The 12,545-nt window shown below is 60.3% G+C and carries 10 protein-coding genes; 8 read left to right on the top strand and 2 right to left on the bottom strand.

Annotated features, from left to right (window positions below):
• Positions 1-417: 417 nt before the first annotated feature.
• Both AB4N41_RS12275 and aptA read right to left on the bottom strand, forming a co-directional pair.
• A complete protein-coding gene (locus AB4N41_RS12275) occupies positions 418-1,911 on the bottom strand; it encodes a CoA-acylating methylmalonate-semialdehyde dehydrogenase (RefSeq protein WP_071174323.1) in 1,494 nt (497 codons plus the stop codon).
• A gap of 74 nt (positions 1,912-1,985) precedes the next feature.
• The gene (gene aptA, locus AB4N41_RS12270) at positions 1,986-3,335 is read right to left on the bottom strand and encodes an omega-aminotransferase AptA (protein WP_016771806.1); all 1,350 of its coding nucleotides are present in this window, start codon (positions 3,333-3,335) and stop codon (positions 1,986-1,988) included.
• Between the two features lie 137 nt (positions 3,336-3,472).
• On the opposite strand from aptA, the gene AB4N41_RS12265 reads away from it, so the two are divergent.
• The 8 genes from AB4N41_RS12265 (at position 3,473) to AB4N41_RS12230 (ending at position 12,390) form a co-directional block, all read left to right on the top strand.
• Positions 3,473-4,393 carry a LysR family transcriptional regulator gene (locus tag AB4N41_RS12265; RefSeq protein WP_039764096.1) on the top strand — a complete coding sequence of 307 codons (921 nt, stop codon included), beginning with the start codon at positions 3,473-3,475 and terminating at the stop codon, positions 4,391-4,393.
• A 115-nt stretch (positions 4,394-4,508) separates the two neighbouring features.
• Complete coding sequence (locus tag AB4N41_RS12260) at positions 4,509-5,894, top strand: uracil-xanthine permease family protein (RefSeq protein WP_460138398.1); 1,386 nt, start codon at positions 4,509-4,511, stop codon at positions 5,892-5,894.
• A gap of 88 nt (positions 5,895-5,982) precedes the next feature.
• Positions 5,983-6,633, top strand: a complete 651-nt coding sequence (locus AB4N41_RS12255; protein WP_460138397.1) for a TetR family transcriptional regulator C-terminal domain-containing protein — start codon at positions 5,983-5,985, stop codon at positions 6,631-6,633.
• 7 nt (positions 6,634-6,640) lie between these two features.
• A complete protein-coding gene (locus AB4N41_RS12250) occupies positions 6,641-7,222 on the top strand; it encodes an IMPACT family protein (RefSeq protein ID WP_125917571.1) in 582 nt (193 codons plus the stop codon).
• Positions 7,223-7,834: 612 nt separating this feature from the next.
• Positions 7,835-9,382, top strand: a complete 1,548-nt coding sequence (locus tag AB4N41_RS12245; RefSeq protein WP_252877391.1) for an ABC transporter ATP-binding protein — start codon at positions 7,835-7,837, stop codon at positions 9,380-9,382.
• Positions 9,383-9,394: 12 nt separating this feature from the next.
• Positions 9,395-10,501, top strand: a complete 1,107-nt coding sequence (locus AB4N41_RS12240; protein ID WP_252877390.1) for an ABC transporter permease — start codon at positions 9,395-9,397, stop codon at positions 10,499-10,501.
• Entirely contained in the window at positions 10,501-11,427 is a 927-nt protein-coding gene (locus tag AB4N41_RS12235; protein ID WP_150638115.1) for an ABC transporter permease, read from the top strand. Before AB4N41_RS12240 ends, AB4N41_RS12235 begins: the two co-directional genes overlap by 1 nt.
• Before the next feature lie 276 nt (positions 11,428-11,703).
• A complete protein-coding gene (locus AB4N41_RS12230; protein ID WP_016771812.1) occupies positions 11,704-12,390 on the top strand; it encodes an SDR family oxidoreductase in 687 nt (228 codons plus the stop codon).
• The last annotated feature ends 155 nt before the right edge of the window (positions 12,391-12,545 follow it).

Raw genomic sequence — 12,545 nt, 5'->3', positions numbered from 1 at the left:
CATTTGCTGTCAAGTGATTATTTTCAGAAGTTTTCGAAGAATTCTTCAACAACTTCAACCACTTGCGCTTCCGATCTCTCGTTAGCGGGAGGCGAATTCTACAGCGTTAATCGCTGCTGTCAACACCTCTTTTTCTCCGCTTTCGACCGAGAAGATCGAACCGTTAAAAGAGCCACACATCACTGCTCTTTCAACTCCTTCCAGGCTTCGATAATCTGAAGCAAGCCGCTGTCGAAAACCGCATAACTCTTTGAATCTCAAGGAGTTTTCCGTTTCGACTGCGCCGGAAGTGGGGCGAATTATAGACCTCTGGAATCTGCCGTCAACACCTATTTTCATATTTCTGTCATATCGGTCAAAAAGCCCCGAAAACGCGAAGGCCGACCTGAAAGGTCGGCCTTCTGCACATCCAGCTACTTATAAGCTAGGAAATGCGAACTGCGAAGCTTCATGGCTTGCACGCTGCGGCCAGCGCTGGGTGATCGCCTTGCGACGAGTGTAGAAGCGCACGCCATCCGGACCATACGCATGCAGGTCGCCAAACAGCGAACGCTTCCAGCCGCCGAAACTGTGATAAGCCACCGGCACCGGCAACGGCACGTTGACGCCGACCATGCCGACTTCGATCTCGTCGCAGAACAGCCGCGCCGCTTCGCCGTCACGGGTGAAGATGCAGGTGCCGTTGCCGTATTCGTGATCATTGATCAGTTGCATCGCCTCTTCCAGGCTGTTCACCCGCACCACGCACAGCACCGGCCCGAAGATCTCTTCTTTATAGATGCGCATCTCAGGGGTGACGTTGTCGAACAGGCAGCCACCGAGGAAGAAGCCGTCTTCATGACCGGCGACGCTCAGACCGCGACCATCGACCACCAGGGTCGCGCCCGCCGCCACACCGTCATCCACATAACCGCTGACCTTGTCACGCGCCTGACCGGTAACCAACGGCCCCATGTCCAGACCGCACGAGGTACCCGCGCCGATTTTCAGTGCCTTGATCTGCGGAACCAGTTTCGCCACCAGCGCGTCGGCAACTTGATCGCCAACACACACGGCAACCGAAATCGCCATGCAGCGTTCGCCGCAGGAACCGTAAGCCGCGCCCATCAGTGCACTCACCGCATTGTCGAGATCGGCATCCGGCATCAGTACCGCGTGGTTCTTCGCGCCGCCCAGTGCCTGAACGCGTTTGCCGCGCTTGGTGCCTTCGGCGTAGATGTATTCGGCAATCGGTGTCGAACCGACGAAACTCAGCGCTTTGACTTCCGGCGCTTCGATCAACGCGTCCACCGCTGTCTTGTCACCATGGACCACACTCATCACGCCTTTCGGCAACCCTGCTTCCAGAAGCAACTGAGCGATCAGCAGCGTCGAGCTTGGATCGCGCTCGGATGGCTTGAGGATGAAGCAGTTGCCGCAGACGATCGCCAGCGGATACATCCACAGCGGCACCATGGCCGGGAAGTTGAACGGGGTGATACCGGCAACGATGCCCAAAGGCTGAAAGTCCGACCAGGCGTCGATGTTCGGGCCGACGTTGCGGCTGTACTCGCCCTTGAGGATTTCCGGGGCGGCGCAGGCGAACTCGACGTTCTCGATACCGCGCTTCAATTCACCGGCGGCATCTTCCAGGGTCTTGCCGTGCTCTTCGCTGATCAGTTGCGAGATGCGCGCTTCGTTCTGCTCCAGCAGTTGCTTGAAACGGAACATCACCTGGGCGCGTTTGGCTGGTGGCGTGTTGCGCCAAGCCGGGAACGCAGCCTTGGCGGCATCGATGGCTTTCTGAATGGTAGCCTGGCTGGCCAATGGCAGTTTATGGATCGCCTGGCCGGTAGACGGGTTGAACACATCTACCGCGCGACCGGTTTCGGTTACCAGTTCGCCATTGATCAAATGCGGGATAACGCTCATCGAACACTCCTGAATTCTGGTCCGCAGGCGCCGTGAGAGGCGCCCGCACTTTTGTACATATATAGAGGGAAAAATCAGTCGAGCTTGTTCAGCACTTCGCCGACCGCGTCGAACAGACGATCAAGGTCTTGCGGCTTGCTGTTGAAGGTTGGGCCGAACTGCAGGGTGTCGCCGCCGAAGCGTACGTAGAACCCGGCTTTCCACAAGGCCATGCCCGCTTCGAAAGGACGCACGATCGCGTCGCCGTCACGCCCGGCAATCTGGATCGCGCCAGCCAGGCCGTAGTTGCGGATGTCGATGACGTTCTTCGAGCCCTTCAGACCATGCAGCGCGTTTTCGAAATGCGGCGCGACTTCGGCGACGCTCTGCACCAGGTTTTCCTTTTGCAGCAGGTCGAGTGCTGCAAGGCCGGCGGCACAGGCCACCGGGTGTGCCGAATAGGTGTAGCCGTGAGGGAATTCCACGGCGTATTCCGGCGTCGGCTGGTTCATGAAGGTCTGGTAGATCTCGGAGCTGGCAATCACCGCGCCCATTGGAATCGCGCCGTTGGTGACTTGCTTGGCGATGCACATCAGGTCCGGGGTCACGCCGAAGCTCTCGGCGCCGAACATCGAACCGGTGCGGCCGAAACCGGTGATCACTTCATCGAACACCAGCAGGATGTTGTGCTGATCGCAGATCTCGCGCAGACGCTTGAGGTAACCCTGCGGCGGAACCAATACCCCGGCAGAGCCGGCCATCGGCTCAACGAACACCGCAGCGATGTTGGAAGCGTCGTGCAGTTCGATCAACTTCAGCAGTTCATCGGCCAAAGCGATACCGCCCTGCTCCGGCATGCCACGGGAAAACGCATTGCTCGCCAGCAGCGTGTGTGGCAAGTGATCGACGTCCATCATCGCCTGACCAAACAGTTTGCGGTTGCCGTTGACGCCGCCGAGGCTCGTGCCGGCGATGTTCACACCGTGGTAGCCACGGGCGCGGCCGATCATTTTGGTCTTGGTCGCCTGGCCTTTCAGGCGCCAATAGGCACGGACCATTTTTACCGCGGTGTCAGCGCACTCGGAACCAGAGTCGGTGAAGAACACGTGGTTCAGGTTGCCCGGGGTCAGTTCGGTGATTTTCTCTGCCAACTGGAACGACAACGGATGGCCGTACTGGAAACCCGGCGAGTAATCGAGGGTGCCCAGCTGTTTCGCAACGGCTTCCTGAATTTCCTTGCGGGTGTGCCCGGCGCCGCAGGTCCACAGACCGGACAGCGAGTCGTAGATCTTGCGGCCCTTGTCGTCGAACAGCCAGCTGCCTTCAGCGCCGACGATCAGACGCGGGTCGCGCTGAAAGTTGCGGTTGGCGGTGTACGGCATCCAGTGCGCGTCCAGCTTCAGTTGACTGGCCAGTGGCGACGGCGCGTTTTCAGGCATGTTCATCGGGCAAAACCTCGCAGGGCATAAGCGTCAGGGAGATGGAAAGCGTTGTTGCAGCTAAATTGCCACGGCGATAAAGTCGGTGAAATCCAACTCTTCTAACCTTCAGTTAGATCATTGCTAAACAAAGAGAACAAAAAATGAGCAGCCGCCGCGCCGATCCATTGGCCCAGGTCAGTGACTTTGATATCCGTTTGCTGCGGATTTTTCGCAGTGTCGTGGAATGTGGCGGCTTCTCCGCAGCGGAAACCGTGCTCGGCATCGGGCGTTCGGCGATCAGCCAGCAGATGAGCGATCTGGAACAGCGCCTCGGCTTGCGCTTGTGTCAGCGTGGCCGGGCCGGATTTTCCCTGACCGAGGAAGGCCGTGAGGTGTACCAGTCGGCACTACAGCTGTTGAGTGCACTGGAGAGTTTTCGCACCGAGGTCAACGGCCTGCACCAACACCTGCGCGGCGAGCTGATCATCGGCCTCACCGACAACCTCGTCACCCTGCCGCACATGCGCATCACCCATGCCCTCGCGCAGTTGAAGGAGCGCGGGCCGGACGTGCAGATCCAGATCCGCATGATTGCGCCGAACGAAGTTGAACAAGGTGTGCTCGACGGGCGCCTGCACGTTGGCGTGGTGCCGCAGGCCAGCGCCTTGTCGGGACTGGAATATCAGCCGTTATACAGCGAGCGTTCGCTGCTGTATTGCGCGGTGGGTCATCCGCTGTTTTACGTCGACGACAAGCAACTCGATGATCAACGCCTCGACAGTCAGGACGCGATTGCGCCGACCTTTCGTTTGCCGGCGGAGATTCAGGCGCACTATCAGGCGCTCAATTGCACTGCCAGTGCCTCTGACCGTGAGGGCATGGCATTTCTGATTCTGACCGGGCGCTACATCGGTTATCTGCCGGATCACTACGCCAGCCTTTGGGTGCAGCAGGGGCGTTTGCGTGCGCTCAAGGCCGGCACGCGTTATTACGATTTGAGTCTGGCATCGGTCACGCGTAAGGGGCGGCGCCCTCATTTGGTGCTGGAAAGTTTCCTGGAGAGTCTGGCCGCGACGCGATAGATAAGCGCGCAGAGCCCAGCCCGGCAGGGCCTCATCGACAGAATCCAGGAATAACCTGAGCAAGTGGACAGGTTTTTGCACAGAAGGGATAACTCTCCTTCAAGAAGCCAAATCCATGCAGCCAGATTCCGATTCGTCCAGTGAACTGATCTACGGCCTCAACGACCGCCCCAAACCACTCGCCGCCATTCTCGCCGCACTGCAACACGTGCTCGCCAGTTTCGTCGGCATCATCACCCCGCCACTGGTGATCGGTTCCGCGCTCGGGCTGACCGCGCATCTACCTTACCTGATCAGCATGGCGCTGCTGGTCTCGGGCGTCGGCACTTTTATCCAGGCGCGGCGACCGTTCGGCATTGGCGCGGGGATGATCTGTCTGCAAGGCACCAGTTTCGCGTTTCTCGGCGCGGTGCTGTCGGCCGGGTTTCTGGTCAAGCAGCGCGGCGGCAGCCCGGAAGATATTCTGGCGATGATTTTCGGCGTGTGCTTTTTCGGCGCAATCGTGCAGATCGTGCTCAGCCGTTTCATCGGTCAGTTGCGCCGAGTGGTCACACCGCTGGTGACCGGCATTGTCATCACGCTGATCGGCATCAGCCTGATCAAGGTCGGCATCACCGATCTGGGTGGCGGCTTCAATGCCCCGGACTTCGGCGCGCCGGGGAATCTGGCCTTGGGCGTGTTCGTGCTGCTGACGATCATTCTGCTCAACCGTTCGAACACGCCTTGGGTACGACTGTCGGCGATCATCATCGGACTGGTGCTAGGCAGTCTCGCTGCGTGGTTCAGCGGAAAATTAGTGCCACAGCCGTTGCCTGACTTGCCGCTGGTGAGTTTTCCTACGCCGTTCAAGTTCGGATTCAACTTCGACTGGACCGCTTTCCTGCCGGTCGCTCTGATTTACCTGATCAGCACCATCGAAACCGTCGGCGACCTCACCGCCAACTGCATGCTCGCCCGCCAACCGATCAGCGGCCCTTCTTATATAAGCCGCTTGCGCGGTGGCGTGCTTGGCGATGGCGTGAGCTGCATGATCGCGGCGACCTTCAGCGCCTTCCCCAACACGACGTTCGCGCAAAACAACGGCGTGATCCAATTGACCGGCGTTGCCAGCCGCTACGTCGGTCTGTACATCGGCGCGATCCTGTTCTGCCTCGGCCTGTTCCCGATGATCGGTGCGGTGCTGCAACAGATCCCGAAACCGGTGCTCGGCGGTGCGACGCTGGTGATGTTCGGCGCAGTGGCGGCGGCGGGCGTACGCATTCTCGCGCAGTCACCGCTGGACCGGCGCATGTTGATCATCGCCACTTCGTTCGGCGTCGGCCTTGGCATCGCCGCGCAACCGAACCTGCTGCACCTGTTGCCGAAACTGGTGCAGAACCTGTTCGACTCGGCGATCACCAGCGGCGGGCTGACGGCAATCGTCCTGTGTCTTTTGTTGCCGGAAGGCAAAACCGCTGAGACAAAAAGCCCCGCGTCATTGAACAAGATCGAACAGGCGTAACTGTTTTTCCGCGCAAGGACTTGTCGGATGCCTGTGGGTGCGCTATCAACGCAACTGGTTGCACCCACAGACAATCCCGGAAGTGCCTATGACCTTTGAAGTCCCAGCCCACGGCGGCAAACCCGCCAGCCGCATTCGTCAGAAGAACGAAGAGACCATTCTCAAAGCCGCCGAAGACGAGTTCGCCCGTCACGGGTTCAAAGGCACCAGCATGAACACCATCGCGCAGAATGCCGGGCTGCCCAAGGCCAACCTGCATTACTACTTCACCAACAAGCTCGGTTTGTATGTGGCAGTGCTGAGCAACATCATCGAGTTGTGGGACAGCACCTTCAACACCCTCACTGCCGAGGATGACCCGGCCGAAGCGCTGACCCGCTACATCCGCGCGAAGATGGAATTCTCCCGGCGCCAGCCACAGGCTTCGCGAATCTTCGCCATGGAAGTGATCAGCGGCGGCGAATGCCTGAGCGAATATTTCAATCAGGATTACCGCACCTGGTTCACCGGGCGCGCGGCGGTGTTTCAGGCGTGGATCGATGCGGGCAAGATGCATCCGGTCGATCCGGTGCACCTGATCTTCCTGCTGTGGGGCAGCACCCAGCATTACGCCGACTTCGCCACGCAGATCTGCCGCGTCACCGGGCGCAGCAAGTTGACCAAGCAGGACATGGAAGACGCCGGCAACAACCTGATCCGCATCATTCTCAAAGGCTGCGGCCTCACTCCTTCTCTATAAGACGTTTATGCCTTTCACCCTCAGCGGTTTTTGCGAGTACCGCGAAGAGATTCGCAAAAGCCGCTTCATCACTCTGGCGACGCCGATCAGCAGCCCCGCCGATGCGCAGGCGTTTTTCGAGCAGCACAGCGATTTGAATGCCACGCACAACTGTTGGGCGTGGAAACTCGGCGCGCAATACCGCAGCACTGACGACGGCGAGCCGGGCGGCACCGCAGGGCGCCCTATTCTCGCGGCGATCGAAGCGCAGGACTGCGATCAGGTCGCGGTGCTGGTGATTCGCTGGTACGGCGGCATTCAACTGGGCACTGGCGGCCTGGCCCGGGCCTACGGCGGTGGCGCCAACAAGTGCCTGCAAGCGGCGGAAAAAATCGAGCTGATCAGCCGCGTGCCGCTCAGTTGCGCCTGCGGATTTGCCGAGTTGGCGCTGGTGAAGTTGCGCGTGGCGGATCTCGGTGGATTGGTGGTGGAGGAAAACTTCACGGCCAATGGGGTTGAGTTGAAATTGGCGGTAGGAGAAGCGCAGATCGAAGTGCTGCAAAGTCAGTTGGCGGATCTGAGCCGTGGGCGGATTTTGTTGCAGCGTTGAGAGTGGAAGATCAAAAGATCGCAGCCTTCGGCAGCTCCTACAGGGTGATCGCATTCCACCTGTAGGAGCTGCGGAACGCTGCGATCTTTTTGGGGCATTACATGCATTCCATTTTCTGCCGACTTGCCCACATCGGCTGTGCACCCGACTGTGGATAACCTGAGCACATACCGCTGTAACCCTTCTGTCATGCGGCTTTGCGCGATTTGTTCACTTTTCGTTCAATTGATCCGACGAAACGAAAAATCAGCGTAAAAACAGATAGTTAACATCGTTTATCACCATTAGAAGAAAGCATCGCAGTGCTTATGCCCGACCTCGGCGCTTGCGCACAATTACTGTGGAACAACCTGTGGATAAGCCGTTCATGACCGTCGCTGTCGCTGGATCTGCCTAGGCCCCAAGTGATTGCTCGTTTTTTAACCAACGTAGCACGAGCAAAACTGGAGCCTGTTCAATGGCTTTGCGCTGAATTGGTGCTCGATAGAAAGACAAAACGCCCGCTGATGCGCTGCTGTCGGCACTTGCGGACCGGCTCCGCAAGCGTTCCTGACTCAATGGCCAGGAAATTGCTTTATCCACAGGCACAACTCCAAGTCAGTCGAGCCTGTCATGTCCATCGCCCCTTCCCCGCCGCGCCTGCAACTGCGCCAGATCAGCAAACGCTACCCCGGTTGTCTGGCCAACGACGCCATCGACCTGAGCATCGCGCCGGGTGAAATCCATGCCCTGCTCGGTGAAAACGGCGCGGGCAAAAGTACGTTGATGAAGATCATTTACGGGGTCACCCAGTGCGACAGCGGTGAAATGCTCTGGCAGGGGCAGCGCGTGCAGATGCGCAACCCGGCACAGGCGCGGCAGTTGGGCATTGGCATGGTGTTCCAGCATTTCTCCCTGTTCGAAACCCTCAGCGTGGCGCAGAACATTGCCTTGGCGATGGGCGCGGCGGCCGGCACGCCGAAGCAACTGGAACCGAAAATTCGCGAAGTATCGCGGCGTTACGGCATGGCGCTGGAGCCGGAGCGACTTGTCCACAGCCTGTCGATCGGCGAGCGGCAGCGGGTGGAAATCATCCGTTGCCTGATGCAGGACATCCGCCTGTTGATTCTCGACGAGCCGACCTCGGTGCTGACGCCGCAAGAGGCGGACGAATTGTTCATCACCCTGCGGCGCCTTGCCGACGAGGGCTGCAGCATTCTGTTTATCAGCCACAAGCTCGGTGAAGTGCGGGCCTTGTGCCACAGCGCCACGGTGCTGCGCGGCGGTCGGGTAGCCGGGCATTGCCTGCCGGCGCAATGTACGGATCAGCAACTGGCACAACTGATGGTCGGCGAAGCGGCGGCATTGATTGGCGAGTATCCGAAAGTCAGCGGTGGCGCGGCGTTTCTGCAGGTGCAGGGTTTGAGCTGGCACAACCCGGATCCGTTCGGCTGCTCGCTGACAGACATCGACCTGCAAGTGCGCAGCGGTGAAATCGTCGGCATCGCCGGGGTCGCGGGCAATGGTCAGGATGAGCTGCTCGCCCTGCTCAGCGGCGAGCAGCCCTTGCCTCGTGCGCAAGCGGCGACCCTGCGCTTCGCCGAGCGAAACGTCGCTGACCTGCGCCCGGACGCGCGGCGCAAACTCGGTCTGGCCTTCGTGCCGGCCGAACGCCTCGGCCACGGCGCGGTGCCGGAGTTGAGTCTGGCCGATAACGCCCTGCTCAGTGCTTTCCAGCAAGGACTGGTGAGCCACGGGTTGATCCAACGCGGCAAAGTCGAAACCCTCGCGCAGCAGATCATCCAGCGTTTCGGCGTGAAGACCCCGGACACGCAAACCGCTGCGCGCAGCCTGTCCGGCGGCAACCTGCAGAAATTCATCCTCGGCCGGGAAATTCTTCAGCAACCGAAACTGCTGATCGCCGCGCACCCGACCTGGGGCGTCGACGTCGGTGCCGCCGCCACCATCCATCGCGCCTTGATTGCCCTGCGCGATGCCGGCGCGGCGATTCTGGTGATTTCCGAAGACCTCGATGAGCTGTTCCAGATCAGCGATCGCCTCGGCGCGCTATGCGGCGGGCGTCTGTCGGCACTGCAAGACACCGGCCTTACACAACTGAGCGATGTCGGCGCGTGGATGGCCGGCCAGTTCGATCACTCACCTCGCACCGCCTCGGTTTAACGGAGTTTCAACATGCTGCTTTCCCTCGAACCCCGTGGCCAGCAATCGCGCCTGATGCTGTGGTGCTCGCCGTTACTGGCGGCGGCGCTGACCCTCGGCTGCGGCTCGCTGTTGTTCATCGCTCTGGGCCACGACCCACTGCAGACCTTGCATACGCTGCTGATCGCGCCGGTCAGTGACCTTTATGGCGTGTCCGAATTGCTGGTCAAGGCGCTGCCGATTCTGCTCTGCGCACTCGGCCTGGCGGTGGCCTATCAGGCGCGAATCTGGAACATCGGCGCCGAAGGCCAACTTCTACTCGGCGCGTTGGCCGGTAGTGCTCTGGCAGTGAACGTTATCGACATGCAAAGTCGCTGGGCGCTGGTGCTGATTCTGCTGACCGGCACGCTGGCCGGCGCCGCATGGGCCGGGCTCACCGCATGGCTGCGCACGCGCTTCAACGCCAACGAAATCCTCACCAGCATCATGCTCAACTACATCGCGCTGAACCTGCTGCTGTTCTGCGTGCACGGGCCGTTGAAGGATCCAGCGGGCTTCAATTTCCCGGAGTCGGCGATGTTCGGCGACGCCAGTCGTTTGCCGCTGCTGCTGGAAGATGGCCGCGTGCATGCCGGCGTGTATTTCGCCCTGCTCGCGCTGGTTGCGGTGTGGGTGCTGTTGCAGAAAAGCTTCATCGGCTTCCAGATGAAAGTGCTCGGGCTGGACAAACGTGCGGCAGGTTTTGTCGGCTTTCGCGAGAAGCGCCTGATCTGGCTGGCGCTGTTGATCAGCGGTGCTCTGGCCGGGCTCGCCGGGGTCTGCGAAGTGACCGGGCCAATCGGCCAACTGGTGCCGCAGGTGTCGCCGGGCTATGGCTACGCGGCGATCACCGTGGCGTTTCTGGGACGGTTGAATCCGCTCGGCATTCTGTTCTCCAGTCTGCTCATGGCGCTGCTGTACATCGGCGGCGAGAGCGCGCAGATGTCGCTCAATCTGCCGCAGGCGATCACCCAATTGTTCCAGGGCATGATGCTGTTTTTCCTGCTCGCCTGTGACGTGCTGATTCTCTATCGGCCACGCCTGAAACTGCGCTGGACCCGGCGCGCCTCGACCCCTGCCGTAACCGCCGGAGCGCTGTGATGGATATCGACCTGTTGAGCAATATTTTCTACGCGATGGTCCGCTGCGGCACGCCGCTGTTGCTGGTGGCATTGGGTGAGTTGATCTGCGAGAAAAGCGGCGTCCTCAACCTCGGCCAGGAAGGCATGATGCTGTTCGGTGCGGTGATCGGTTTTATCGTCGCGCTGAACAGCGGCAACCTGTGGCTGGGTGTGCTGTTGGCGATGTTGGCCGGGATGTTGTTGTCGTCACTGTTTGCCCTGGTCGCGCTGGTGTTCAACGCCAATCAGGTGGCCACCGGGTTGGCGCTGACGATCTTTGGTGTCGGACTTTCGACGTTTGTCGGCGCGGCATGGGTGGGTAAGCCGCTGGCGGGTTTCGAGCCTCTGGCGATTCCGTATCTGAGTGAGATCCCGCTGATCGGGCGGATGCTGTTTGCCCAGGATCTGCTGGTGTATCTATCGTTCGCGCTGTTTGCGCTGGTGGCGTGGGTGATCATCAAAAGTCGTGTCGGCCTGATCATTCAAGCGGTCGGTGAAAACCCGGATGCGGCCAGCGCGATGGGTTTGCCAGTGCTGACCGTGCGTACCTTGGCGGTGTTGTTCGGCGGAGCAATGGCCGGGCTGGCCGGGGCTTATCTGTCGCTGGCGTACACGCCGATGTGGGCGGAAAACATGACCGCCGGGCGCGGCTGGATTGCCCTGGCGCTGGTGGTGTTTGCCAGTTGGCGGGTGTGGCGGTTGTTGCTCGGGGCGTATCTGTTTGGCCTCGCCAGCATCCTGCACCTGGTGGCACAGGGATTGGGACTGGCGATACCTTCGAGCCTGCTGGCGATGCTGCCGTATTTGGCGACGATCTTGGTGCTGGTGTTGCTGTCCCGCGATGCCGTACGCACTCGGTTGTATGCGCCGGTTTCGTTGGGGCAGCCGTGGCAATCGGGACATTAGTTGATGTCAGAGCGGGCCTCTTCGCGAGCAGGCTCGCTCCCACAGGAGATCTGAGTGAACACGGGCATATGTGGGAGCGAGCCTGCTCGCGAAGGCCTCCGCACCGGCAACATCTGGAGCACGACCCACAACTATTTCTGATCAAACACCCTCGAGAAACTCAAGACGCCTGGAGTATGCTCCGGGATCAAAGCCTGTTTTCGCCAAGCGCTGCAACTGTGGCGCGGTCAGGCGTGTCCATTGAATCCTGAATGCTGACTTTCAAGGAAACCCATCATGTCTCAGGCAAAAAACGCACTGATCATCGGCGCCTCCCGCGGCTTGGGCCTCGGTCTGGTGAAGACCCTGCTGGGCGATGGCTGGCAAGTCACCGCGACGGTGCGCAATCCGCAGAAGGCCGAGGCGCTGCAAGCGCTGGGTGACGTGCGCATCGAGAAGCTCGACATGGACGATCAGCAAGCGGTGATCGCTCTGAGCCAGAAGCTCAAGGGCGAAACCTTCGATCTGTTGTTCGTCAACGCCGGGGTCAAAGGCCCGGACGTGCAGACGCCGGGCGGCGCGACCCTGGCCGAGGTCGGGCAGCTGTTTTTCACCAACGCGGTGGCGCCGATCAATCTGGCCCAGCGTTTCGTCGGGCAGATTCGCGACGGCAGCGGCGTGCTGGCGTTCATGAGTTCGGTACTCGGCAGCGTGACCATGCCCGACGCGCCGGAACTGGCGCTGTACAAGGCGAGCAAGGCGGCGCTGAATTCGATGACCAACAGTTTTGTCACGCAACTGGGCGAGCAGAAACTCACCGTACTTTCGCTGCACCCGGGCTGGGTGAAGACCGACATGGGCGGCGAAGGCGCCGATCTCGACGTCGAGACCAGCACCCGCGGGCTGATCGATCAGGTCAATGCGTTTACCGGCAAGGGCGGGCATCACTTCGTCAATTACAAGGGTGAAACCATTCCCTGGTAAGCACTGATAATCCCGATGTGGGAGCGAGCCTGCTCGCGAATACGATCTGTCAGGTAAATCTGTATCGACTGACATGACGCCTTCGCGAGCAGGCTCGCTCCCACAGGGGGATGATGGTGAATGGTCGGGTGGCGCTTGCCCGATGGGGCGATTTG

The sequence above is a fragment of the Pseudomonas sp. S2_A10 genome, assembly GCF_054668465.1.
This window is presented reverse-complemented; position numbering and strand designations above follow the sequence as displayed.

Excerpts from the sequence above, each read along its gene's own strand:
- AB4N41_RS12245 (WP_252877391.1), top strand. The coding sequence starts at position 7,835 with ATGTCCATCGCCCCTTCCCCGCCGCGCCTGCAACTGCGCCAGATCAGC.
- aptA (WP_016771806.1), bottom strand. The coding sequence starts at position 3,335 with ATGAACATGCCTGAAAACGCGCCGTCGCCACTGGCCAGTCAACTGAAG.
- AB4N41_RS12230 (WP_016771812.1), top strand. The coding sequence starts at position 11,704 with ATGTCTCAGGCAAAAAACGCACTGATCATCGGCGCCTCCCGCGGCTTG.
- AB4N41_RS12235 (WP_150638115.1), top strand. The coding sequence starts at position 10,501 with ATGGATATCGACCTGTTGAGCAATATTTTCTACGCGATGGTCCGCTGC.
- AB4N41_RS12265 (WP_039764096.1), top strand. The coding sequence starts at position 3,473 with ATGAGCAGCCGCCGCGCCGATCCATTGGCCCAGGTCAGTGACTTTGAT.
- AB4N41_RS12255 (WP_460138397.1), top strand. The coding sequence starts at position 5,983 with ATGACCTTTGAAGTCCCAGCCCACGGCGGCAAACCCGCCAGCCGCATT.
- AB4N41_RS12275 (WP_071174323.1), bottom strand. The coding sequence starts at position 1,911 with ATGAGCGTTATCCCGCATTTGATCAATGGCGAACTGGTAACCGAAACC.
- AB4N41_RS12250 (WP_125917571.1), top strand. The coding sequence starts at position 6,641 with ATGCCTTTCACCCTCAGCGGTTTTTGCGAGTACCGCGAAGAGATTCGC.
- AB4N41_RS12240 (WP_252877390.1), top strand. The coding sequence starts at position 9,395 with ATGCTGCTTTCCCTCGAACCCCGTGGCCAGCAATCGCGCCTGATGCTG.
- AB4N41_RS12260 (WP_460138398.1), top strand. The coding sequence starts at position 4,509 with ATGCAGCCAGATTCCGATTCGTCCAGTGAACTGATCTACGGCCTCAAC.